The 25804-nt window shown below is 39.5% G+C and carries 22 protein-coding genes; 18 read left to right on the top strand and 4 right to left on the bottom strand.

Going from position 1 to position 25804, the window contains the following annotated elements; genetic code table 11:
- Nucleotides 1-7 precede the first annotated feature (7 nt).
- From QM847_RS05800 to pepC, 5 genes are all read left to right on the top strand, one after another.
- Entirely contained in the window at nucleotides 8-430 is a 423-nt protein-coding gene (locus tag QM847_RS05800; protein ID WP_414354486.1) for a GNAT family N-acetyltransferase, read from the top strand.
- Nucleotides 431-610: 180 nt separating this feature from the next.
- Complete coding sequence (ruvB, locus tag QM847_RS05805) at nucleotides 611-1609, top strand: Holliday junction branch migration DNA helicase RuvB (RefSeq protein WP_414354488.1); 999 nt, start codon at nucleotides 611-613, stop codon at nucleotides 1607-1609.
- A complete protein-coding gene (locus tag QM847_RS05810; protein ID WP_414354490.1) occupies nucleotides 1590-2162 on the top strand; it encodes a nucleotidyltransferase family protein in 573 nt (190 codons plus the stop codon). The genes ruvB and QM847_RS05810 overlap by 20 nt, the downstream gene beginning before the upstream one ends.
- Before the next feature lie 165 nt (nucleotides 2163-2327).
- Complete coding sequence (locus QM847_RS05815) at nucleotides 2328-3050, top strand: pseudouridine synthase (protein WP_414354492.1); 723 nt, start codon at nucleotides 2328-2330, stop codon at nucleotides 3048-3050.
- Between the two features lie 107 nt (nucleotides 3051-3157).
- On the top strand, nucleotides 3158-4492 hold the full coding sequence (pepC, locus tag QM847_RS05820) for an aminopeptidase C (RefSeq protein ID WP_036758066.1): 1335 nt from the start codon (nucleotides 3158-3160) through the stop codon (nucleotides 4490-4492).
- A 64-nt stretch (nucleotides 4493-4556) separates the two neighbouring features.
- Here the strand turns inward: pepC and QM847_RS05825 are convergent, their stop codons facing one another.
- From QM847_RS05825 to QM847_RS05835, 3 genes are all read right to left on the bottom strand, one after another.
- Nucleotides 4557-5468 carry a PTS system mannose/fructose/sorbose family transporter subunit IID gene (locus QM847_RS05825; RefSeq protein WP_414354494.1) on the bottom strand — a complete coding sequence of 304 codons (912 nt, stop codon included), beginning with the start codon at nucleotides 5466-5468 and terminating at the stop codon, nucleotides 4557-4559.
- Nucleotides 5469-5482: 14 nt separating this feature from the next.
- A complete protein-coding gene (locus QM847_RS05830) occupies nucleotides 5483-6295 on the bottom strand; it encodes a PTS mannose/fructose/sorbose transporter subunit IIC (RefSeq protein ID WP_250307691.1) in 813 nt (270 codons plus the stop codon).
- Nucleotides 6296-6372: 77 nt separating this feature from the next.
- Nucleotides 6373-7362, bottom strand: a complete 990-nt coding sequence (locus QM847_RS05835; protein WP_414354496.1) for a PTS sugar transporter subunit IIB — start codon at nucleotides 7360-7362, stop codon at nucleotides 6373-6375.
- Nucleotides 7363-7683: 321 nt separating this feature from the next.
- Here QM847_RS05835 and QM847_RS05840 point away from each other — a divergent pair, with 321 nt between their 5' ends.
- The 7 genes from QM847_RS05840 to QM847_RS05870 all read left to right on the top strand — a co-directional run bounded on the left by QM847_RS05840 (nucleotide 7684) and on the right by QM847_RS05870 (nucleotide 14827).
- Complete coding sequence (locus QM847_RS05840) at nucleotides 7684-8961, top strand: gamma-glutamylcysteine synthetase (protein ID WP_414354498.1); 1278 nt, start codon at nucleotides 7684-7686, stop codon at nucleotides 8959-8961.
- A 74-nt stretch (nucleotides 8962-9035) separates the two neighbouring features.
- The gene (gene thrC, locus QM847_RS05845) at nucleotides 9036-10520 is read left to right on the top strand and encodes a threonine synthase (RefSeq protein WP_414354499.1); all 1485 of its coding nucleotides are present in this window, start codon (nucleotides 9036-9038) and stop codon (nucleotides 10518-10520) included.
- A 60-nt stretch (nucleotides 10521-10580) separates the two neighbouring features.
- Entirely contained in the window at nucleotides 10581-11861 is a 1281-nt protein-coding gene (locus QM847_RS05850) for an MATE family efflux transporter (protein WP_414354501.1), read from the top strand.
- Nucleotides 11862-11864: 3 nt separating this feature from the next.
- Entirely contained in the window at nucleotides 11865-12485 is a 621-nt protein-coding gene (locus QM847_RS05855; protein ID WP_414354503.1) for an HAD-IA family hydrolase, read from the top strand.
- Nucleotides 12486-12656: 171 nt separating this feature from the next.
- On the top strand, nucleotides 12657-13799 hold the full coding sequence (locus tag QM847_RS05860; protein ID WP_414354505.1) for a LysM peptidoglycan-binding domain-containing protein: 1143 nt from the start codon (nucleotides 12657-12659) through the stop codon (nucleotides 13797-13799).
- Between the two features lie 238 nt (nucleotides 13800-14037).
- Nucleotides 14038-14454, top strand: a complete 417-nt coding sequence (locus tag QM847_RS05865) for a MarR family winged helix-turn-helix transcriptional regulator (RefSeq protein WP_414354506.1) — start codon at nucleotides 14038-14040, stop codon at nucleotides 14452-14454.
- 10 nt (nucleotides 14455-14464) lie between these two features.
- Nucleotides 14465-14827, top strand: a complete 363-nt coding sequence (locus QM847_RS05870; RefSeq protein WP_414354507.1) for a DUF1304 domain-containing protein — start codon at nucleotides 14465-14467, stop codon at nucleotides 14825-14827.
- A gap of 47 nt (nucleotides 14828-14874) precedes the next feature.
- Here the strand turns inward: QM847_RS05870 and QM847_RS05875 are convergent, their stop codons facing one another.
- Entirely contained in the window at nucleotides 14875-15732 is an 858-nt protein-coding gene (locus tag QM847_RS05875; RefSeq protein ID WP_414354509.1) for a DUF975 family protein, read from the bottom strand.
- Nucleotides 15733-15848: 116 nt separating this feature from the next.
- On the opposite strand from QM847_RS05875, the gene tgt reads away from it, so the two are divergent.
- The 6 genes from tgt to QM847_RS05905 all read left to right on the top strand — a co-directional run bounded on the left by tgt (nucleotide 15849) and on the right by QM847_RS05905 (nucleotide 25792).
- On the top strand, nucleotides 15849-16991 hold the full coding sequence (gene tgt, locus QM847_RS05880; protein ID WP_414354511.1) for a tRNA guanosine(34) transglycosylase Tgt: 1143 nt from the start codon (nucleotides 15849-15851) through the stop codon (nucleotides 16989-16991).
- A gap of 132 nt (nucleotides 16992-17123) precedes the next feature.
- Nucleotides 17124-18941: an acyltransferase family protein gene (locus QM847_RS05885; protein ID WP_414354513.1), complete on the top strand. Its 1818-nt coding sequence runs from the start codon at nucleotides 17124-17126 to the stop codon at nucleotides 18939-18941.
- Nucleotides 18942-19084: 143 nt separating this feature from the next.
- Nucleotides 19085-19426 (top strand): metal-sulfur cluster assembly factor, encoded by a 342-nt coding sequence (locus QM847_RS05890; protein ID WP_142558788.1) that lies wholly within the window; start codon nucleotides 19085-19087, stop codon nucleotides 19424-19426.
- Nucleotides 19427-19606: 180 nt separating this feature from the next.
- Nucleotides 19607-20557: a glycosyltransferase PgfS gene (gene pgfS / locus QM847_RS05895; protein ID WP_075565641.1), complete on the top strand. Its 951-nt coding sequence runs from the start codon at nucleotides 19607-19609 to the stop codon at nucleotides 20555-20557.
- Nucleotides 20547-23174 (top strand): YfhO family protein, encoded by a 2628-nt coding sequence (locus QM847_RS05900; RefSeq protein WP_414354515.1) that lies wholly within the window; start codon nucleotides 20547-20549, stop codon nucleotides 23172-23174. Before pgfS ends, QM847_RS05900 begins: the two co-directional genes overlap by 11 nt.
- 20 nt (nucleotides 23175-23194) lie before the next feature.
- Nucleotides 23195-25792: a YfhO family protein gene (locus tag QM847_RS05905; RefSeq protein ID WP_414354517.1), complete on the top strand. Its 2598-nt coding sequence runs from the start codon at nucleotides 23195-23197 to the stop codon at nucleotides 25790-25792.
- Nucleotides 25793-25804 lie beyond the last annotated feature (12 nt).

Here is a 25804-nt window from a genome sequence, read left to right on the forward strand (position 1 = left end):
GTTTGCTATGATTAAGATTACAAAAGAAACATCTGTTTCAATTGATGACGTTTTGCATCTCTATCAGGCAGTTGGTTGGACAAACTATACAAATCAGCCCCAAATGTTGGCCCAGGCCTTGTCTCATTCGCTAGCGACTTATCTTGCCCATGATGGTGAGAAAATCGTTGGTTTAGTGCGTTTGGTTGGAGACGGATTTTCATCCGTTTTTATCCAGGATTTGATTGTCTTGCCTACTTATCAGCGTCAAGGAATTGGTAGTAACTTGATGAAAGAAGTCTTAGCTGACTATAAGGGTGCCTACCAAGTACAACTAGCGACTGAACAGACTGAAAAAACATTGGGGTTTTACCGTTCTCTGGGGTTTGAAACCTTATCTACTTATGATTGTACAGGAATGATTTGGGTGGATCGAAAAAAATTAAAATAATTTTTTTATCTTAAGTTAACTTTAAGTTTACTCATGTATCATGTAATCATTAAGTAAAGACCTCCTAACTTTATTTAATAGAAATCCTAAACTTTTCTTTTTCATAATAATCTCCCTAAAGAAGCCACCAAATCAGGTGGCTTTTTTGTTTGTAGGCTGGATTTTTGCTATAATAGGAGCATGAGTAGAATTTTAGATAATGAAATCATGGGTGATGAGGAGTTGGTTGAGCGTACCCTCCGTCCCCAATATTTACGTGAATATATCGGACAAGACAAGGTCAAGGATCAGCTTCAAATCTTTATCGAGGCAGCAAAAATGCGTGATGAGGCGCTGGATCATGTTCTTTTGTTTGGTCCTCCAGGTCTCGGGAAAACGACCATGGCCTTTGTCATTGCCAATGAATTGGGAGTCAATCTCAAGCAGACGTCAGGTCCTGTCATCGAAAAAGCCGGTGATTTGGTAGCAATTTTGAATGACTTGGAACCAGGAGATGTTCTTTTTATTGACGAGATTCATCGCTTGCCCATGGCTGTTGAGGAAGTTTTATATAGTGCCATGGAAGATTTTTACATCGATATTATGATCGGTGCTGGTGAAACCAGTCGCAGCGTTCATCTGGAATTGCCACCATTTACCTTGATTGGTGCGACAACTCGAGCAGGGATGCTGTCCAATCCTCTCCGAGCTCGTTTTGGAATTACAGGCCATATGGAATACTATACCCATGATGACTTGACAGAGATTGTCGAGCGGACGGCAGATATTTTTGAGATGGAAATCACTCATGAAGCAGCTTCGGAGTTGGCTCTCCGCAGTCGTGGAACTCCTCGTATCGCCAATCGTCTCCTCAAGCGCGTGCGTGACTTTGCCCAGATTATGGGCGATGGCTTGATTGATGATGTCATTACGGATAAGGCTTTGACTATGCTGGATGTAGACCATGAAGGTTTGGACTATGTGGACCAGAAAATCCTTCGCACCATGATTGAGATGTATGGCGGCGGCCCTGTCGGTCTAGGAACTCTTTCGGTTAATATCGCCGAAGAGCGTGAGACGGTAGAGGATATGTATGAACCTTACCTGATCCAGAAAGGCTTTATCATGCGAACTCGTTCAGGACGGGTCGCGACAGCTAAGGCTTATGAGCATTTGGGGTATGAATATATTGAAAAATAAGGCTGAAATCTTAGACTCTTTTAGAGAAAATCCTGACATGATGGCTATTCTGACCATCATCCGTGACTTGGAGTTGAAAGATTCCTGGTTAGCAGCTGGTTCGGTTCGAAATTTTATCTGGAATCTCTTGTCAGATAAGCCAGCTTTTGACCGTGAAACGGATGTGGATGTGATTTTCTTTGACCCAGATGTGAGTTATGAAGAAACGCTGGCAATAGAAAACAAGCTGAGAGAGGACTTTCCCCAGTACCAATGGGAATTAAAAAATCAGGTCTATATGCACCAGCATAGTCCCCATACGGAACCGTATGTGAATTCCTGTGACGCTATGAGTAAATATCCCGAACGTTGTACGGCGATAGGACTTCGCTTGCAAGCTGACGCAACTTTAGAGCTCTTTGCTCCTTATGGTTTAGAGGATATTTTGAACTTTCAGGTTTCTCCAACTCCCCATTTTTTGGAAAATGACGACCGGATGAAGCTTTATCAACAGCGTTTATCTAAGAAAAACTGGCAAGTAAAATGGAAAAATCTGACATTTAAAAATACTTAAGGAAACTTTAAGATAGGAGCTGTATACTTATCTTATAAGTTAAGAAGACCTTAACTTAAACTCCTAAAACTTTTTCATAATAATCTCCCTATAAAAAAATTAAGTCGCCCAATTAGGTGGCTTTTTTTATTCTAAGGCCAAGAACTTTCATGATATAATTGTTTTATGAGATTAGATAAATTTTTAGTAGCCTGCGCTGTCGGGAGTCGGACTGAGGTTAAAAACTTTCTCAAGTCAGGGCGCGTGACGGTCAATGGCAAGAAAGAAAAATCTGCTAAGTCGCAAATTAATGAAGAGACAGACGAGATTTGCTTTGACGGGCAAAAGCTAGACTACGAGGAGTTTGTTTACTATATGATGAACAAGCCTCAAGGAGTTATCTCAGCGACTGAAGATCCTAAACACAAGACGGTGTTGGACTTGTTGGATGACTATGCACGTGCTAAGGAAGTTTTCCCAGTAGGGCGCTTGGATATTGATACGCATGGACTCTTGGTCTTGACCAATGATGGCAAGCTGGCTCATGCTCTACTTTCACCAAAACGTCATGTGGATAAGACCTATTTGGCGCAGATTAATGGAATCATGACAGATGCAGATATTGAGACATTTGCGCAAGGAATTCCGCTCAAGGACTTTACCTGTCAGCCTGCCAAGCTGGAGCTTGTGTCTAATGATACGGAAAAGGAAGAAAGCCTGGTCCGAGTAACCATTGCAGAAGGGAAATTCCACCAGGTCAAACGGATGGTGGCCTACTGTGGTAAGGAAGTTGCGGACTTGCAACGTTTAACCATGGGAACTTTGACCTTGGATGAGGATTTAAAACGTGGAGAATGGCGTCGTTTAACCAAGGAAGAGCTAGAAGCTTTGCTTGAAAGTGTTCAATAAAGTGGATAATCGGAAAAGGAAGGGAGAATATCCCTACCTTTTTCAGTTTTTGGTTGCTTCCTTTGTGAAAAGAGTTATAATAGACAGTAAGAAAAAAGGAGGATTTTATGAACGCGATTCAAGAATCATTTACAGATAAATTATTTGCCAACTATGAAGCAAATGTAAAATACCAAGCTATCGAAAATGCAGCTAGCCACAATGGAATTTTTGCAGCCCTTGAGCGTCGTCAAAGCCATGTAGACAACACACCTGTTTTCTCACTTGACTTGACTAAGGACAAGGTCACTAACCAGAAAGCATCTGGTCGTTGCTGGATGTTTGCGGCCCTCAATACTTTCCGCCACAAACTCATCTCTCAATACAAACTTGAAAACTTTGAATTGTCACAAGCCCACACCTTCTTCTGGGACAAGTATGAAAAATCTAACTGGTTCTTGGAGCAAGTCATTGCGACAGCTGACCAAGAATTGACAAGCCGCAAGGTTAGCTTCCTACTCCAAACTCCACAACAAGATGGTGGTCAGTGGGATATGGTAGTTTCTCTCTTTGAGAAATACGGTGTCGTTCCTAAGTCTGTTTATCCAGAGTCTGTTTCATCTAGCAGCAGCCGTGAGCTCAATGCAATCCTTAACAAATTGCTTCGTCAAGATGCTCAAATCTTGCGTGACCTCTTGGCTTCTGGTGCTGACCAAGCGACTGTTCAAGCCAAGAAAGAAGACCTCTTGCAAGAAATCTTTAATTTCCTTGCCATGTCACTAGGTCTCCCACCACGTCAATTTGACTTTGCTTATCGCGATAAGGATAACAACTACCAAAGCGAAAAAGGCATTACTCCACAAGAGTTTTACAAGAAGTATGTCGACCTTCCATTAGAAGACTACGTTTCTGTGATCAATGCTCCAACTGCTGATAAACCATACGGTAAATCTTACACAGTTGAGATGTTGGGAAATGTTGTTGGTAGCCGTGCAGTTCGCTACATCAACGTACCGATGGAACGCTTGAAAGAATTGGCCATTGCCCAAATGCAAACAGGAGAAACTGTCTGGTTTGGTTCAGATGTTGGCCAGCTCAGCAATCGCAAAGCCGGAATCCTTGCGACAGATGTTTATGACTTTGAATCAAGTATGGATATTCAACTGACTCAAGACAAGGCTGGACGTTTGGACTACAGCGAAAGCTTGATGACCCACGCCATGGTCTTGACAGGAGTGGACTTGGACGAAAATGGTAAATCAACTAAGTGGAAGGTTGAAAACTCATGGGGAGACAAGGTCGGTACAGATGGTTACTTTGTTGCCTCAGACGCTTGGATGGACGAATACACTTACCAAATTGTTGTCCGTAAGGAATTGCTGACAGCAGAAGAACAAGCTGCCTATGAAGCAGAACCAATCGTACTCGCACCATGGGATCCAATGGGTGCCTTGGCAGAATAAATGAGATATAAAAAGAATCAGTTGATAAACCTGATTCTTTTTTGTTTATATATTCTCACCGAGATTACATGATACCGAAGAAACGAGCTGCGATACCAACTGCAAAGAGGGCAAGGATGATTGTGATTGGAGATACTTTTTTCTTAAGCAACCACATGCAAAGGAAAGTAAGGAGAAGTCCCATCAATCCTGGAATCAATAAGTCCAACTGACCTTGAAGCGTTTGTGGTTGAACTCTATCTAGGCTCATACCACTAAGCGCTTGACCAAGAATGCCCTTCAACTCAGCTCCTGTAACAGGACCTTCTGGGAAGTTGATGTAGGCACCTTCTGACAATTGTTTGCCTGGAAGGTTGATAGTGAAGTTGATGGATACCCAACGTTGTACAAGAACGGCAAGGATGAACATACCAAGGATAGAAGCTCCTTTAGTGATGTCTTTCAAAATGCCACCTGACATGTCTTTAGTGATTTCAGATCCAGCCTTGTAACCAAACTCTTGTGTGTACCAAAGGAAAGACATACGGATTGCATTCCATCCAAAGAAGAAGAGAAGTGGTCCAACAATGTTACCAGTTGCAGCAAGTGATGCACCAAGGGCACCAAGAATCGGACGAACTGTAAACCAGAAGACTGGGTCACCGATACCAGCAAGAGGTCCCATCATACCGATCTTAACCCCTTGGATAGCAGCGTTATCGATTTCAGTACCGTTAGCGCGTTCTTCTTCAAGAGCCAATGTAACCCCCATGATTGGAGCAGCTACGTATGGGTGAGTATTGAAGAATTCAAGGTGGCGCTCAAGAGCAGCAGCTTGATCTTCTTTAGTTGTGTAAAGTTTCTTGATAGCTGGGATCAAAGAGTAAGCCCAACCCAAGTTTTGCATACGTTCGTAGTTCCATGAACCTTGAAGGAATTGTGAACGCCACCAAACTTTTTGGCGATCTGATTTTGATAATTGAATTTTTTCAGCCATGATTGTTCCCCTTTCTAGTAGTCTTCTAGGATATCACCGATTGGATCGTTAGAAGTTGCAGCTCCTCCGCCACCGTTTCCACCTTGTTTTGAAAGGTTGAGGTAGATGAAGGCAAGGGCAACACCGATGACACCAAGGGCAATCAAAGTCAATTGAGAGATTGCTGCAAGAGCAAAACCGATAGCGAAGAATGGCCATACTTCACGAGTTGCCATCATGTTGATAACCAAAGCGTAACCAACGGCAACGACCATGGCACCACCAACAGCCATACCACCGTTCAACCAGTCTGGCATTAAACCAAGAGCGTCTTGAACAGCAGAAGCTGGGATAGCGATAAGGAAGGCTGCAGGAACAGCGATACGAAGACCCTGAAGAATAAGGGCAAAGTAGTGAGCACGCTCAACAGCTGCAATGTTACCTTCTTTAGCGGCAGCATCAGCAGTGTGAACCAAGGCGACTGAAATTGTACGAACAATCATAGTCAAGAAAAGTCCAGCTACGGCAAGAGGGATTGCAGTTGCAGTTGCCACTGCTATACCTTCAGTAGTAAAGTTACCACCTTTAATCATGATGATTGCAGCGGCAACAGAGGCAAGGGCAGCGTCAGGAGCTACGGCAGCACCGATGTTTGCCCAACCTAGAGCAATCATTTGAAGTGATCCACCAAGCATAACCCCTGCTTCGAGGTTACCAGTTACAAGACCGATAAGGGTACATGCGACGATTGGTTGGTGGAATTGGAATTGGTCGAGGATACCTTCAAGACCTGCAAGGAAGGCAACAAATACGACCAAGATAGCAGAAATAATTGAAATATCTGACATGGTTTTATTCCTTTTCTATTTAATTATAATGAAGAGTATTATCATTCTTCTAATGATTCCTTAGAAGTAGATTTTGATTATTGAACGTTAGCTTTTTTGATTAAATCAAACAAATCTTTCTTAGTGTCGTTTGGTACTTTACGTACGTCAAATTCAACACCGAGATCACGCATTTTTTCAAATGTAGCAACGTCGTCTTTGTCCATTGACAATACGTTGTTGACCATTGTTTTACCAGTTGAGTGAGCCATTGATCCAACGTTAAGAGTCTTGATAGGCACACCGCCTTCGATAGCACGAAGAGCATCTTGAGGTGTTTCAAACAAGATAAGGGCGTGTGTTTCACCAAAACGAGGGTCTTTTGCAACTTCAATCAATTTTTGGATTGGAACAACGTTAGCCTTCACTCCGTTTGGAGCTGCTTGTTTGATCAATTCTTTACGAAGGTCATCTTTAGCAACGTTATCTGAAGCAACGATAATACGGTTAGCTTTTGAATCTGGTGTCCAAGCAGTTGCGACTTGTCCGTGAAGAAGACGAGTGTCAAGACGTGCAAGATTGATCTTAAGTTTTCCGTCTCCGATGACAGTTCCTTCTGGAATAGCAGCTTGGGCTACAGGTGTAGCTGCAGCAGTTGCAACTTCCTCAGCTGGATTTAGCTCTTCTGGAAGAGCCTTGATGCCATCTTTGGCCTCTTTAATGATGTTCGCAGCGACTTTGTCCACTCCAGCATTGGCGTCCATCAGGCGCTCAGTGTAGGCTTGGATTAACATCGGTAAGTTAAGTCCTGTGATGATAGCAAATTTACGTTCAGGGTTTTCTCCCATCACGCGGCTAGCTTGGTTAAATGGAGACCCACTCCAAAGGTCAGCCAAGACTAGAACCTCATCTTCTGCGTCAAATGCAGCCACAGCATTATTGAACTTCGCGTATAAATCGTCTGGACCTTCGTTTGGCATAAAGGTTACAACTTGAACCTTTTCTTGTTCACCAAAGATCATAGATCCTGACTGATGAATACCAGCGGCAAATTCACCGTGGCTCGCAATAATGATTCCGATACTCATTATTGTCATTCCTCCTTATAAAATGTTTGACTCGTAGTTTAAGAAAACTTTAAGACTATTTAAGTATAAATCGTTTTCATAAAAAAATCAACTACTTATACTAAACTTTCAAAAAATTGTGAAAATGTTTACTTTTAAAACATTGATATATCAATGTATTTAAATATAACATAAAAATAATAGTATAAAAATTAGTATAAAAGTTTTAAATGTCTTATTAAAATTAGGAAAGACATTTTTCAAGATGCTTCTGATTCAGTTTTTGATATAATAGATAGTAATTTATTTTTCTGGTTAGAGAATTTAGAGTGAGAGGTGTTTATGTCCCCTTCAATCCAGTTATTGAAAAACCGTTATTTAAAACATATTAAAGAAAATCCTGACTTATTTGTTGGAATTGAATTAGAGTTTCCTATCGTCCATATAGGTGGAAATCCTACTAATATTGAAGTTAGCAAGGAATTAATGCGATTCTTAGTAGAAGCTCTTGATTTAGAAGTTGAAAGATTGGATGAAGAGGGCAATCCAATTCAACTTGTAGAACCAATCAGTCAAGATCGTATTTTATTTGAGGTTTCCTACACGACCTTGGAGTTTGCCTTTGGTAGGGCTCAGAATATCCAAGAGGTTGAAGGACGTTTTCAGGCCTATATGAAGGTAATCCAAAGAAAACTAGGAGAAAAGCACCATGCTATCCAGGGATGGGGGATTCACCCGAACTGGGATATCAATGATAATAGACCTGTGGCTTATCCACGCTATCAGATGCTGATGGATTATCTGAGTATGGGGAGTCACCAAGAAAGTGCGCATTTACATGACTTTCCACAATACGGAGCCTTCATCTGCGGGAGTCAAGTCCAGTTGGATGTTTCGACCGCTAACTACCTACGTGTCATCAATGCTTTCACTCAGATTGAGTCAGCCAAAGCTTTCTTATTTGCCAATTCTGAGTTTTCGGGAGCAGACTGGGACACCCAGATTTCACGAGATATTTTTTGGGAAGAATCCATGCATGGGATTTATCCAGAGAATGTTGGTGTCAATACCAGACTCTTTAAAGATGAGGATGATTTCTTTGATTATTTAGACCATTCTGCGATTTTCACAGCAGAACGAGATGGAGAAACCTATTATTTTTCTCCGATTCAAGCTAGAGATTACCTAGCTACTAATGAGATTCATGCTTATACTATAAATGGGAAAGAGACTCTGCTTGCCCCTCAAGAGAAGGATTTCCAAACGCACCGTAGCTACCAGTTTCAAGACTTGACAACAAGAGGTACTGTTGAATTTCGTAGTGTTTGTACACAACCGCTAGACCGCACCTTTGCTTCAGCAGCCTTTCATCTAGGTTTGTTGGTGAATCTTGACAAGTTTGAAACTTACCTAGAAACAGCACCCTTCTTTGAGAGATTTGGTCGTGACTACAAGTCTTTGAGAAGACAGTTTTCTAAGAAGCAACTCACAGATGAAGAAACAGTTGGGATTGTCCAATTCTCCAAAGACTTGCTAGCGATAGCAGAGCAAGGACTTGAGATGAGAGGTCAGAGCGAAATGGCTTATTTAGTGCCTTTGAAAGAAGAATTGGGCCTATAATTTTCCGATAAAGGAAGAATTTTCTAAAAAATCATGTTATAATGAATAAGACTATAGATAAAGGATAGAGATTTATGACATTAGTTTATCAATCAACGCGTGACGCGAACAATACAGTAACAGCCAGCCAAGCAATTTTGCAAGGTTTGGCAACAGACGGAGGCTTATTTACTCCAGTTAGCTATCCAAAGGTAGATTTGGATTTTGACACATTAAAAGATGCTTCTTACCAAGAAGTGGCCAAGCTTGTCTTGTCAGCCTTCTTGGATGACTTTACAGCAGAAGAATTGGACTACTGCATCAACAACGCCTATGACAGCAAGTTTGATACGCCAGCTATTGCCCCTCTTGTGAAACTCGATGGCCAATACAACTTGGAACTCTTCCATGGATCAACCATTGCCTTTAAAGACATGGCCTTGTCTATCTTGCCATACTTTATGACAACAGCTGCTAAGAAACATGGCTTGGAAAACAAGATTGTCATCTTGACAGCAACATCTGGAGACACTGGAAAAGCTGCCATGGCTGGATTTGCGGATGTACCTGGAACTGAAATTATCGTCTTTTATCCAAAAGACGGTGTCAGCAAGGTGCAAGAGTTGCAAATGACCACTCAAACTGGGGACAACACTCATGTTATCGCCATTGATGGAAACTTTGATGATGCTCAGACAAATGTGAAGCATATGTTCAACGATGTGGCCCTTCGCGAGAAATTGGCAGCAAACAAGCTCCAATTTTCATCAGCCAACTCTATGAATATTGGCCGTTTGGTACCACAAATTGTCTACTATGTTTATGCCTACGCTCAGCTTGTTAAAACTGGCGAGATTGTGGCTGGTGACAAGGTTAACTTTACCGTACCGACAGGAAACTTTGGAAATATCTTGGCTGCCTTTTACGCTAAGCAAATCGGCCTACCAGTCGGCAAGCTAATCTGTGCTTCAAATGACAACAATGTCTTGACAGATTTCTTTAAAACTCGTGTCTACGACAAGAAGCGTGAGTTTAAGGTAACTACTAGCCCGTCTATGGATATCTTGGTCTCTTCAAACTTGGAGCGTTTGATTTTCCACCTTTTGGGAAATGATGCTAAAAAGACCGCTGAACTTATGAATGCCTTGAACACTCAAGGTCAGTATGAATTGACAGACTTTGATGCAGAGATCCTTGACCTCTTTGCAGCAGAATATGCGACAGAAGCAGAAACAGCTGCAGAAATCAAGCGTGTTTACGAATCAGATTCTTATATTGAGGATCCTCATACAGCGGTTGCCTCAGCTGTTTATAAAAAATACCAAGCAGCGACAGGTGATGCGACTAAGACTGTGATTGCTTCAACAGCTAGTCCATACAAATTCCCAGTCGTTGCAGTAGAAGCTGTGACTGGACAATCAGGTCTTAGTGACTTTGAGGCCTTGGCTCAATTACATGAAATCTCAGGAGTAGCAGTGCCACCAGCAGTTGATGGTCTCGAAACAGCTCCGGTTCGTCACAAGACAATTGTTGCAGCAGCAGATATGCAGGCTGCAGTAGAATCTTATCTAGGACTTTAAAACAGAGGAAGTAAACTCGGTTGGGCAACTAACTGAGTTTCTTTTCATCAGGAGGAAGGATTGTTTAAGAAATATAAAGACATTCTCAACATAGCCCTGCCAGCCATGGGTGAAAATTTCTTGCAGATGCTCATGGGAATGGTGGATAGTTATCTGGTGGCCCATCTAGGTTTGATAGCCATTTCGGGTGTGTCAGTAGCTGGTAATATTATTACCATTTACCAGGCAATTTTTATTGCTCTAGGAGCTGCGATTTCAAGCGTCATTTCAAAAAGTCTGGGGCAGAAGGACCAGTCTAGACTTGCCTACCATGTGACAGAAGCTCTCAAGATAACCTTGCTATTGAGTTTAATTTTAGGTGGCTTGTCCATCTTTGCAGGTCAAGAGATGATTGGTCTTTTGGGTACTGAACAGGCTGTGGCTGAAAGTGGAGGCTTATACCTATCTTTAGTTGGTGGGACAATCGTTCTCCTGGGGTTGATGACTAGTCTGGGTGCCTTGATTCGTGCTACTCATAATCCTCGGCTGCCGCTTTATGTTAGTTTTTTATCCAATGCCTTGAATATTGTCTTTTCAAGTGTCGCCATTTTTATCCTTGATATGGGGATAGCTGGTGTAGCTTGGGGGACTATTTTGTCTCGTTTGATCGGGGTTGTAATTTTGTGGTCACAATTAAAACTTCCATATACGAGGCCAAGGTTTGGACTGGACAAAGATTTGCTGACCTTAGCTTTACCTGCAGCGGGAGAGCGTCTCATGATGCGAGCTGGAGATGTGGTTATTATTGCCCTAGTTGTTTCCTTTGGGACAGAGGCTGTCGCGGGAAACGCGATTGGTGAAGTCTTGACTCAATTTAACTACATGCCTGCTTTTGGTGTCGCTACGGCAACAGTTATGCAGGTGGCACGAGCAGTAGGGGAGAATGATTGGGCAAGGGTGGACAAACTCAGTAGGCAAACTTTTTGGCTATCCCTCTTTCTCATGTTGCCCTTGACGCTTAGTATCTATGCTCTCGGAACACCACTAGGTTACCTCTACACCAGTGATTCTGCGGCTATTAAAGCCAGTGTTTTAGTGACGCTGTTCTCTCTACTAGGGACTCCTATGACGACGGGGACAGTCATTTATACAGCTGTCTGGCAGGGTTTGGGAAATGCCCGCCTTCCCTTTTATGCAACAAGTATCGGGATGTGGTGTATCCGTATCGGAACAGGCTACCTGATGGGAATTGTTCTTGGTTGGGGCTTGCCTGGTATTTGGGCAGGAACGCTTTTGGATAATGGTTTCCGTTGGATGTTCCTACGCTATCGTTATCAAGTTTATATGACATCGAAAGGATGAGAAATGCAAGAAACAGCTTTTATCTGGGATTTAGATGGGACCTTATTGGACTCCTATGAAGCTATTTTGTCAGGAATTGAGGAGACCTATGCACAGTTTTCCATTCCTTTTGACAAGGAAAAAGTTCGAGCTTTTATCTTGAAATACTCTGTCCAGGATTTACTAGTGCAAGTGGCAGAAGAAAGAGGCTTGGATGTTGATAAGCTCAATCAAGTCCGTGCTCATAGCTTGGCTGAAAAGAATGCCCAGGTCATCTTGATGCCAGGTGCGCTTGAAGTCTTATCTTGGGCAAAACAGCAAGGGATTCAACAGTTTGTCTATACTCATAAGGGAGACAATACGTTAACAATTCTAAAAGATTTGGGATTGATTCACTATTTTACTGAAATTTTAACGAGTCAGAGTGGTTTTGCTCGTAAACCAAGCCCAGAAGCAGCTATCTATTTATTAGATAAGTATTATTTAGATATAGATCAGACCTATTACATAGGAGATCGCCTTTTGGACATAGAATTTGCACAAAACAGCGGAATAAAAAGTCTTAATTTTTTAAGTTGTACTGAAGAAGGAAACCAACAAATAAGAGCATTAGAGGATATTATTACTCTCTTGAACGATCAATGATATCTGGAGCAATATGTCGACTTTATGACAAAAATCTAACAAACTATTTCAATTAATGTGGTTTGTTACAGAGTCTAAACAGTTTTGTTAAATAGCCCCCAAAGGGCTTTTTTTCTTTTTTCTTTGTGTTATGATAGACATGTACTACATTGAAAAAGGAGTTTGAATAGTATGAAGAAACGAATTATTTTAGCATCAACGGTAGCTTTATCAATTGCCCCTGCCTTGGTAGCTCAAGCAGAGGAAGTTGCATGGTCACCACGTACAATTGAGCAAATTCAAAACGATGTTGCTAAAAGTGAGAATAAAACAAGTTATACAATTAAGTATGGAGATACCTTAAGCACGATTGCGGAAGCTTTGGGAGTTGACTTAAATGTCCTTGCTAACTTGAACAAGATTACGAATATTGACTTGATCTTCCCAGATACTGTGCTTACTACAATTGTGAATGAACAAGAAGAAGTAACAGGTGTTGAGGTATACACACCTGAAGAAGTAGGTTCTGATGTAGCAAGTGCAACAGCAGATTTGAAAAAGAACCAAGTAATCGTAGATGACCAAACTGTACAAGTTGAAGATTTGACTAAACCAGTAGAAGAAACAGAAACTGTAGCTGATTCTGTAACAACTCAAACTGATGAAGAGCCTGCAAGTCCAGCAGTATCTGCCGAAGTTGCAGCTCCAGTAGCAGAAACAGTTCCTGCAGCAACAACAGAAGTTTCTCCAGAAGCGGTTCAACCAGTAACTGAAGCACCAGTTGTAGAAGAAACAACAGTTCAGCCAGTAGTTGAAACCACTACTGTTTCGGAGGAACCGGTAGCAGAAACAACGACTGTAGCTGAGCCAGCAACAACAGAAGCTGAACCAGTAACAACAACTTATCAGGCAGAACCAAGCCAAGCTTCATCGCCAACTTATGCGGCACCAGCGGCTCCTGATTATGCAACTATTGCAGCTACAAAATCTGAAAATGCAGGTCTTCAACCACAAACAGCTGCTTTCAAAGAGGAAGTTGCCAAGTTATATGGTATCACGTCATTTAGTGGTTACCGTCCAGGAGATCCAGGTGACCACGGAAAAGGTCTAGCGATTGACTTCATGGTTCCAGTTAGCTCAGCTCTTGGAGATCAGGTTGCTGAGTATGCGATTCAGAACATGGCTAGCCGTGGAATCAGTTATGTTATCTGGAAACAACGTTTCTATGCACCATTCCCAAGTAAATATGGACCAGCCTACACTTGGAATCCAATGCCAGACCGTGGTAGCGTAACAGAAAACCACTATGACCACGTTCACGTATCTATGAACTAATAAATGAGGAGAAGTTGGGAACTAATTCAGTTTCCACTTCTTTTTTTATTTTCAAATTCTTAGATAACGTAAATAAAATCCAGATATAAAATTTGGGAATATAGTTTTCTGGGATTGTAGCTAGGATACTAATTTAACGGATTGAGCAAAAGATTTGCATCGTCAATTTATTTGCAGTATACTTGATGAGTCAATTATTGATAAATCAAATATTGACAAAAGGAGAAAAATACTAAAAATGCATGAATTACTGTACCAGCTCCATTTAACAGATCAAACGATCACTCAACTTTTTGAGAAACAATTGGGAATTAGTTTGACCCGCTATCAAATTCTGCAGTTTTTATTGCAAAAGTCACCGTGTAACCAAACTGCCGTTCAAGAGAAGTTACAGATTGACCAGGCAGCTTTGACCCGACATTTTAAGGTATTAGAGTCAGAGGGCTATGTCAGTCGTAAGCGCAATCCGGTCAATCAGCGAGAAGTTTTAGTTGAATTAAGCCAAGAAGCTAAAAATCAACTCTTGCTTAGCCCACCTAAACATCACATGAAAGTGAAGAAACAGATGGAGAGCATTTTATCGATAGCTGAGCAGCAAGAACTGACGGCTTTACTGACTAAACTAGTATCAGGTCTAGAAAAAATAGAATTTTAAGGAGAAAACGATGTCAATCATTACTACTATCTTAGCAACTATCGTTGCCCTCGAGCATTTTTATATTTTTTATTTGGAAAGTATCGCAACCCAATCAGACGCAACCAGCCGTGTCTTTAATATGAACAAGGAAGAATTAGCACGACCATCTGTCACCTCACTGTTTAAAAACCAAGGAATTTATAATGCCTTGATTGGGGTATTTCTGATTTATGGGATTTATTTCTCACATAGCTTAGAAGTCGTAACAATCTTTGTATTGTTTGTCATAGGAGCAGCGGCCTATGGTGCCTTAACTGCAGATAAAAAAATCATTCTCAAGCAAGGTGGCCCAGCAATCTTAACTCTTTTGAGTATCCTTTTCCTAAAATAAAAACAACCAGCACTTTCTATGAAGGTGCTGGTTTTTAATAACTGATATTAAACTCTTCTTTGCTTGATTTCGAGTAACCTTTGATAGAAGAAAATTTGATTGCTATAAATATAGGGGTATATAGAAATACTTGCAATGCCAAAGCTAATCCAGATGAGGAAATACCATGGTAAGAGCTGTAAATCAAGGACAAAGCGTTGGAACTTGTAGCCTTTCATAAGGAAACGGCTGGTTTCAAGTGTACGAATTGGTTTGGCAATCCCTATTGCTAGAGTGTCGCAAAGTAGTAGTTCTACTTGGGAGTATGCATAGTATTGAGGAAGATAAAGAGCGGTTCCTATAAGTATCAGAAAGACACTGCCAAAAAAATAAAGTGCAAAAGTAAGCAGAAACTGTTCAATATCTGGATTCGTAAGATCGACAGATGGAAATTCAGGATGAAGTTCCACAAATTTTCGAGCCATTAGATTGCTGTAAAAAAGATAGTAAACTCCAAGTAGATTGGGTAGGCTCCATAAAAAGAGGTAGAAACGTTTCAGTAGAAGAGTTAGGAAAGTTTGAGTAAAGAAACGGTTGTCAAACAATGCCAAACTATCCTTGAAAGAAAGTTCTATCTCAGGAACTCTGAAGAGATTGAGGGTTGTAAAAAGAGCACCAACTAAGATAATGGAACTTGCAAAACCAAAAACTAGAGGAAAGAGGGAGGATTGAATGACCGTTATTAAAAAACTGAAAAAGGATTGCTCCAGAATTTCCTCATTAAGCAATGATAAGGGGCTTATAAAACTAGAGATAATCAAAAGGATGCTTGGTAATAAATAAACAATCATCAGTCTAGGATGTTCTGCTGAGAATTGTCGTGCTTGTTGCCGGACTTCTTTTAAATCAATCTTTGGGTATTTCATGCTTTCATTATACCATAGTTCGTGACAGTTCCTGTTTTTTTTGATAGAATCATACAGTATGCCCTTGGGTGCAGAGTAAGAACTAGGACTGTTTTTCCTAGTTTCGGAGGTAAAAAATGTCAGAATCACCAATCAAATATCGATTAATTAAGAAAGAAAAACATACAGGAGCTCGTCTGGGAGAAATTATCACACCACATGGAACTTTCCCAACGCCCATGTTTATGCCAGTTGGTACACAAGCAACTGTCAAAACTCAGTCTCCAGAAGAGTTGAAAGAGATGGGTTCAGGAATTATCCTTTCTAACACTTATCATTTGTGGCTTCGCCCTGGGGATGAACTGATTGCTAGAGCTGGTGGTCTTCACAAGTTCATGAATTGGGATCAACCGATTTTAACGGATAGTGGTGGCTTCCAAGTATATTCATTGGCTGATAGCCGAAACATTACTGAAGAGGGTGTTACCTTTAAGAACCACCTCAACGGTTCGAAAATGTTTCTATCACCTGAAAAGGCCATTTCTATCCAGAACAATCTAGGCTCAGATATCATGATGTCCTTTGATGAATGTCCTCAATTTTATCAACCTTATGATTATGTGAAAAAGTCAATCGAGCGTACTAGCCGTTGGGCTGAACGTGGGTTAAATGCTCACCGTCGTCCACATGACCAAGGTTTGTTTGGGATTGTACAAGGGGCAGGATTTGAAGACCTTCGTCGTCAATCAGCTCAAGACCTTGTAAGTATGGACTTCCCAGGCTACTCTATCGGGGGCTTAGCAGTTGGAGAAACTCATGAGGAGATGAACGCTGTTTTGGATTTCACCACTCAGCTGCTTCCTGAGAATAAACCTCGCTACTTGATGGGAGTGGGAGCGCCAGATAGCTTGATTGATGGGGTCATTCGTGGGATAGATATGTTTGACTGTGTCTTGCCGACTCGTATCGCTCGTAACGGGACTTGTATGACTAGTCAAGGTCGCTTGGTTGTAAAAAATGCTCAGTTTGCTGAGGACTTTACACCTCTTGATCATGAGTGTGATTGCTACACATGTAAGAACTATACTCGTTCCTATCTTCGTCATTTGCTTAAGGCAGATGAAACCTTTGGTATTCGCTTGACAAGTTATCATAATCTCTATTTCTTGCTTAATCTCATGAAACAGGTTCGTCAAGCTATTATGGATGATAATCTTTTGGAATTTCGTGAACATTTTATTGAAAAATACGGCTATAATAAATCTGGACGCAATTTCTAACATTTATTGATAATAAAGCTGAAATCCTAAGTTTTCTCTTAGGATTTTTCTCGTTTTTTTGATAAAATAAATGTATTATGGAATGAAAATTAGAAGACTTTTAAGCTTCTAATAAATGGAGAATAAACTCGTATGCGTATTAAATGGTTTTCCTTGATTAGGATTACAGGTCTGCTCTTGGTGCTTTTGTACCATTTCTTTCAGACGATTTTCCAAGGGGGATTCTTTGGTGTGGATGTCTTTTTCACTTTCTCAGGTTTCCTTATCACCTCACTATTGTTAGAGGAGTTTAGCCAAAAAGGGGAAATTGATATCATAGGTTTTTTCAGGAGACGCTTTTATCGAATATTTCCTCCTGTTGTGATGATGGTACTTGTCATCATGCCTTTTACCTTGATGGTTCGACAAGATTATGTAGCTGGAATTGGTGCTCAAATTGCAGGAGTTCTTGGCTTCATGACCAACTTCTATGAAATGTTAACAGGAGGGAGTTACGAATCACAGTTTATCCCTCATCTCTTTGTTCACAACTGGAGTTTGGCAGTTGAAGTTCACTATTATATTTTGTGGGGATTAGCAGTTTGGATCCTGTCCAAACGCTATAAGACAAGCAGTCAGTTACGAGGTACAGTCTTTATCCTCTCATCAGCTGCCTTTCTGATCAGTTTTCTTTCCATGTTCATTGGTAGTTTTATCGTAAGTTCATACTCTACAGTTTACTTTTCTAGTTTTACGCATGTCTATCCTTTCTTTTTAGGTAGTGTGTTGGCAACTATAGTAGGAGTTCGTCAAACAACACCGATTTTAAAACGATTAAATAAGGTTCTAGATTTGAAGCAAACCTTGCTAGTTTTTGCGGGAGGTCTAGGAGTATTGCTCTTACTAACTTTCTTTGTCAAGTTTACTTCCCTATTTACTTATTTGCTAGGTTTCTTGCTAGCAAGTCTAGCAACACTTGTTATGATAGTAGCGACTCGCCTTTTGCATGAGAAAACAGAGTCTATTGAAGAGCCTAAAATCGTCAGCTTTTTAGCAGACACTAGCTATGCTGTCTATCTATTTCATTGGCCCTTCTATATTATTTTCTCTCAATTAATGGGAAATCTATTAGCAGTTATCCTAACAACGATCTTCTCGTATCTTTTTGCGACACTATCTTTCTACGTGATTGAGCCTTTAATTGCAGGAAAGTCGACTTGGCTCTTGGAAAAAGCAAAAGAGATTCCGCATATTAAGCCTATTTTCGCTGGGAGCATTGGAGTGCTTGGGTTAATCATGCTGATTGTAGTGATATTAGCTCCACAAGTTGGTGCCTTTGAAACAGACTTGACTGTTAATGGGCTTAAACAAGCTCAAACAAGTCTAGCTCGAACCAAGACAATGGCAGATCAAGAAGAAGCAAGTCGATACAATATTGCTGAAGGTGTATCCATTATTGGGGACTCTGTAACCTTGAGAGCAACTCCTGGTTTACAAGAAGTTTTACCTGATGCTCAGACAGATGCGCAAGTTAGTCGAAATACTAAACAAGCAAGTGCTATCATGCTATATAATAGCCAAAATAAAGCTTTGCCTAAAGTTGTAGTAGTTGCTACGGGAGTCAATAATCCTGAGGATTATAAAGCAGATCTTGATTTCTTGATTTCGAATTTGCCAAAAGGACATCAGCTTGTCCTTGTGACTCCATATGAGGGTGATACAAGTCAAGAAACTCAGCCATATGTTGAAAAATATGCAAGCTATGCTCGTGAAGTAGCTCAACAATACCCATATGTTGAGATTGCCGACTGGAACCAAGTGTCTAAAGACAACCCAGATATTTGGAAAGGTACTGACCAGGTTCATTTTGGTAAAGATAATACCAAATTAGAAGAAGGTGCCAAGCTATATGCAGAAACAATTGCTTCTGCTATCAAAGCTCTTGAAGATAAGCCGGTCAAATCAAAATAATTACTTGTAAGCAGAGATAATCATCTCTGCTTTTTTAGTGTTAATGAAGGAGACAATAAACTAATATAGCATTTATGAAAAAACTTGCCAACTTTTTGGAATTATGAGAAAATAGAGAATATTTATCAGGTGGAGGAACTGCTATGAGAGACGATATCAAGATCAATGACCGTGCTCTAGCCTTGGAAAATCAGATTATTGAAAAACTAGAAAAAGTATATGATACTGATGTAGAGCTAGATGTATACAATCTTGGATTGATTTACGAGATTGACTTGGACGAAAACGGACTTTGTACAATAGTCATGACATTTACAGATACCGCTTGTGACTGTGCAGAAAGTCTGCCTATTGAAATCGTAGCTGGATTAAAACAAATTGATGGTATTGAGGATGTCAAGGTGGAGGTTACTTGGTCACCTGCTTGGAAGATTACACGCATTAGTCGTTATGGACGTATAGCCTTAGGGTTACCTCCACGTTAAATAATAGAGAGATATGGGATGGATTATGAATCGGGATTAAAGACCCGATTTGTATTTTCCTTTTTTTGTTTATTTATTTTATACAATAAACAAAAATTTTTGTTAAGAGTAGCCACTTCCTTCAAAAAAATGTTATTATAGTAGAAGTGATTATAATAAAAAGAACAAGGTAGGATAGATATGAAATTATCTGTAGTCATTCCGTTTTATAACGAAGAGAATATGATTCAAAAAATGTATGATGAATTGGTTAAAGAAATCAATCAAATTACAAAAGCGGAATTTGAAATTATTTTTATTAATGACGGTAGTAAGGATCGCACTTTTGAACGTATGTTAGCCATCGCAGCTGGCGATTCACGTGTTAAATATATCAGCTTCAGTCGAAATTTTGGGAAAGAAGCTGGAACTATTGCAGGACTAGAATACGCAACAGGAGAAGCAGTGATTCTAATGGATGGAGATTTGCAGCATCCACCAGCAATGCTTCCACAAATGATTGAAGCTTATGAGCAAGGATACGATGTCGTAAGTGCTCGTCGTACACGTACAGGCGAAAAACCTCACCGTACTTTTTTAGCCAAACATTTTTATAAACTTGCTAATAAAATGATGGATATCGAGCTAATGGACGGAGTCTCTGAATTCCGATTGTTTAGCCGTAAAGTTGTAAACGCCATTATTTCTATGCAAGAATACAATCGTTTTTCTAAAGGGATTTTTGCTTGGATTGGTTTTAACGAAAAAGTTATCGAATATGAAAACCAAGTACGTACAGTCGGTGAAACAAAATACTCATTGAAGTTCTCGTTGAACTATGCGATTCAAGGGATTTTATCATTCAACGATAAACCTCTTCGTATGTGTATTAATTTTGGTTTATTCTGCCTAGTAATTTCATTGGTTTATGTTCTTTGGACCTTTATCCAATACCTTGTAGTACCAGATTCACTCGTGAGTGGATACTTTACTACAATCTTCTCAGTAGTTCTCTTTGGTGGAATTCAATTGATTTCTATCGGGGTACTCGGAGAATACATCGGTAAGATTTATTATGAAGTGAAGAAACGTCCACATTATCTTGTTGACCAAACGAACATTACCGTGAAAGGAGAGCAAAATGACGACTAAGAAAAAAGTCTATCTAGCAAGTTTTATTGCGCCTATGGCCATCATGTTTGTGGCTTGGGCTATTGATGGCTTCTTTCCTTTCGGGACAAAGTCACTCATGGCGGTTGACTTTAATGCTCAGTATATTGGCTTATATGCTTATTTCAAACATTTATTTTTAAATGGCGATTGGAGTAGCTTCTTCTACTCTTTCTCTAAATCCATTGGAGGTGGGATGTTAGGGATTTGGGGCTTCAACCTGTTGAGTCCGTTTAACTTCCTGTTCCTACTATTTTCTGAGGAAAATTTCCAATGGGTGGTACCTATCGTTATTGCCTTACGTTATGGAGCGATGGGATTAACCATGGCACATTTCTTGGTTAAACGTTATGATGGATTAAAGAACAAAGCCTACTTGGTTCCAATCGTCGCTACCATTTATGCCTTAAATGGATTTAATGTTAGTTATCAAATGAACCCAATTTTCTATGATGGAATGGTTATGCTTCCGTTGGTTTTAATTGGGGTTGAACAAGTATTGGATAACAAGTCTCCAAAAGGCTACATTGGCATGCTTGCCTTATCTCTCTTTGTACAATTTTACATGGGTTATATGACCTGCATTTTTGTGGTCATTTATGCTTTGTTCTACATTATTCGTTCAGAGAACTTACGAAATAAAAAAGTTATTCTAACAAGACTGGGTAAATTAGCTGCCGCATCTATACTAGCTGTTGGTATAGTATCAGCTGTTTTGCTCCCAATTCTTATTAGTTTAGTGTCAACAAAGGGTGGTTTACAGAGCTCGCTTAAATTTGAATGGAAGTTACAGATTAACCCGTTTGAAATTTTAGCAAAACTCTTCTTAGGAGCTTTTGATAATACTTCTTGGCCAGCTGGTCCTAACTTGCCGAATATATACGTGGCTAGCTTTGGTATACTAGGAACACTTTATTACTTTATTTCTAGTAAGATTTCCAAATGGAGTAAAATTGCAGCGAGCTTTGTTCTCGTAGTGTTTTTGATTTCTTGTGCCCATGAATTCACAAGTAAGTTGTGGCATATGGGACAAAATCCTGCTGGATTTTTCTATCGCTTCTCATGGATTATTGCTTTCTTTTTAGTTTATTTGGCTTATCTAAGTCTACGAGAAGTGGAGAAATTTACTAAAAGAGAAGCTAGCTTCCTACTGATTAGCGGTACAGTTATCTTTTCTATTGTACAGTTACAACAACATTCTTTCTTAACAGTTTGGCAACGTCTTGCTACTATTTTTATTTTTGTGGCTTTGCTTGCAGCCTTATTCTATCCTAAAGTGAAACACTCTTGTATGATTATTGCTGCTTTGACTGTGGTTGAGTTAACAGCTAATGCAGCGCTTGTTCAATCAAGAGTTGGGTATACAGATGCCTATAAGTATCACGATGCAGTTTTACAATTAAAGGAAGCGATTAATCCAATTAGACCTGACCACAGTGATTTTTACAGAATTAATAAATCATTTAATCTAAGTAAGAATGATCCATTTATGGTGGACTATCCAGGGCTATCGGTCTTCAGTTCCAACTTGGAAAATAGTACACGTGACTTATTTGACCGTTTAGGAAATAACGGAATTAACGCAACGACCTACTATCAAGGAACTCCGTTCCAAGATGCTCTCTTCTCAGTAAAATACCTAGTGACTCCAAAACCGGTGACTAAAGAGGACTATCCTGATACGTCCAAACTGTATGTATTCGGAAACATGGTAACGCGTAAAGATATTACGACAAAAGAACCTGTTTATGAAGCTGCTAGAACAAAGACATTTGAGACAGGTTTGATTTTGCCAATTGCTTACGGTGTTAATGATGAAACGGTGAATCTAAAATTAGAGAACCATCAACCGATTCAAAATCAAAATAAGATAGTACAAGCAATGGGAGCAACGAGCGATTATTATTTAGATATATTAGCAGCAAATGAATTGAAATTGGATAATATGGAAGTTGTAGATCCATCTAAACCGGAAACCTATAGGCGTATTGATTCTTCAAAACCAGGAACGATTACCTATCATTTAGTTCCTCAATCTGCTGAGGATTATTGGGTAGCAATTCCGCAAAAATTATCTCATACAGATAAAAATAAAGTTCGTGTCATGTTAAATGGCAAAAATTATGAATTCCAAGATAAATTCCAACAAACACAGTTCATCCAGATTGCGCATAATTCTGCTGGCCAACCTGTAGATTTAACGATTGAAATTGATTCGGATAATGAGTATAATTTATCTGGATTGCGCTTGGCTCGTTCTAATAGTGCATTAGCAAATCGTATCATTCAAGAACGTCAGCTGCAAGGAATAAAATTAACGCATTGGAATAATCGTAGTTTTAAAGGAACAGTTAATATAACTGATGACAGTACTTGGATGATGACCAGTATTCCATATGAAAAAGGTTGGACTGTTAAAGTAGATGGAAAAGTAGTTGAAACTGCTAAAGTTTGGGATAGCCTGTTGGCATATAAAATTACGCCAGGTGAACATACAATCGAAATCAGTTATTTGCCAAACGGGTTTGTTGCAGGTTTTGTAATTTCAATCTTATCAACCTCTCTTTATGGATTTGCAATTTATAAAAAATGGATTTAATTTAGTAGGAGTAGACTATAATGAAAATTTCAAAAATGAATTTAAAATTTAGTTCGCTATTCTGTGTTCCATTTATGGGTATGTTAGGAGTCTTCCTTTGTTTAGGGTTGACTCCCTTTTCAGAAAAGTCGGTTCAGAATGGAGATTTCTTTTTGCAGTATTTCCCACTCTATATCGGATTACATAAACTATTTTGGAACGGCGATTTTAGCGGTCTGTTTTGGTCCTTCTCTAAATCCCTAGGAGGAGCAATGCCGAGTGTATGGGGCTTTAATAGTTTGAGTCCATTCACATTTTTATACGTAATTTTCCCAATTTCGACCTTTCATATTTTGACTTATGTGATTCCACTTATTCGTTTTGGAGTAATGGGAGTGGCGTTTGGATATTTTCTTGAGAAGAAATATCAGGGTATTAGCAAAAATTATTGGCTTTCATTAGGCTTATCAACATCGTATGCACTTAGTGGATTTATTGTTTCTCAGCATTTCAATCCTAACTTTTTAGATAATCTAGTTTATGTCCCTTTCATTCTTCTTGGTATTGAAGAAATTGTAGAAGGAAAACGATCGTTTAAATTACCTATTTTCCTTGCCGTCAGCTTGATTACGAATTTCTACACAGGCTATATGATGTGCCTTTTTGTGGTCCTCTATACATTCTATGTTGTTTTTTCAAAGAAAGCTTCCTTGAAAGACTACCTATTGTTAATCGGAAGGGTTGCTTTGTTTGCAATGATTGGAATAGGACTAGCAATGTTCTGGCTGCTACCAGTCTTTGGTGCCTTGGTAGAGAGTAAGGCAAGTGCAGGAAGTACATTTGAATGGTCTTCTAAAATCGTAAATGATCTTATAACTTTTCCTCAAAAATTCATTTTAGGTTCTTTTAGTCATAAAGAGTGGGGCGACTCAAAAGCCTTACCTCACCTTTTCATTGGTAGTTTAGGCCTCTTTGGACTGTTTGTTTTCTATGTAAAAAAAGAAATTTCTCTTCGTAGTAAATTATCTGCAACATTTGTTTTGTTAATCTTACTACTTTCTTTTAATATTAAAGGCTTTGATCAGATTTGGCATATGGGGCAACGTCCGGTCGGTTTCTATTTTAGAAATTCTTGGGTTGCAAATGCCTTTATGTTGGTTTTGGCTTCCGAAAGTTTGATGAAGTGGAAAAATAGCTTCCGCTTTAATGAGTTCTTGGTAGCTCTTCTAGGTTTTGGGTCAATTTTATTGTTCTCAATACTTGCTACACTTTCTTATGTAGAAACATCACAGAAAATTCTTGCATTCATTATTTATAGTATCGTTTTATGTGCATTTTTTCTTACAAAGGTGGATTTTTCTCGAAGACTACAAGTAGTTACAGGAGTTGTTATTGTAGAATTACTATTGGGTGCGTTTATTGGACTGAAGAGAGTACCATATTTCTTTTTTAATTCTAGTTTGAAGATTCAAATGGAGTATGCAATTGCTTTTGATGAAGAAGGTTACAGTAAATCAGATCAATTTACACGTATGGAGATGCATAAGGGTTTGTCGCATGCCAATTTCCCGATTGCTCATAATTATAATGGAGCCTCTCACTTTACATCGAGTTTAGAGCATACATTGATTGAAGAATTTAGTCACTTAGGACTTCCTGCCTCTCAATCAATTGTAAACTATACAGGGCGAAATATCATTTTAGATTCTATGTTTGGTTTTTCTCGTTTTATGATGGATGGAGATGAGAAAAGGATCTTTGCGGATGTTCGTGATTTATATACTAAAGAAGGGACGCTCAAGCACTATTTTGTGTATCAAAATCCATATGCTCTTTCCTTGGGTTATCTGACAAATAAGGATCTTGCAACAAATGTAAGTTTTGAAAAGAACAAACCTGTTAATAATTTAAATCAGTTGTTACAAGTTGTGGGGATTTCTGAGAAAGAAGGTCTTAAAGAAGTAAGTGTATCAGAAGCCCATGTTGAAAATTTAACGAAGAATGGAGACAAATATACAATTACGCAAGAGGGTACTCCGGTAAAAATTGAATGGCAATTATCTCTTGAACCCAATAAGTTGTACTTTGTTGAAATTCCAGAAAGACAAGCCGGTTCAGTCATTCAGTCAAAAGTGTTGGTAGATGGATTAAGTTATCCTTATGAAAATCGATTCCGAGAAAATCAACTATGGGTGGTTGGAAATGGCAACTTAAACAAAACGCTCACATTTACAATTGATGAAGGAAAAGCAAAAGAATGGGATCTTCGAGGTTTTAAATTCTATTCAATCGATATACCGACCCTAACCAATGCATTGACTCAGTTTAAAAAAGCAAATGATATCACCATTGATTCTTATTCAAATTCAACGGTGAAAGCTCACGTCAATGTTACAAATAGTGAAGAATCCTTTGCGACCTTTACTATTCCATACCACTCAGGTTGGAGTGTAACAGTAGATGGTCAAAATCAAGAAGTTCAAAAATCTCTTGGTTTCTTTATGGGTGTTTCACTAACTGAAGGAGAACACGAGATTGTATGGAGTTATAGCCCACCAGGGTTAAACACTGGAATAGTGCTTTCAATAACTTCTCTTATCGTGCTCATTTACTTGTGGAAAAAGCAAAAAGTGGAGTAGATAACATGCTTT

Origin of the sequence: Streptococcus timonensis (assembly GCF_047463455.1) — a bacterium.
In the GTDB taxonomy this organism is placed as follows: domain Bacteria; phylum Bacillota; class Bacilli; order Lactobacillales; family Streptococcaceae; genus Streptococcus; species Streptococcus timonensis_B.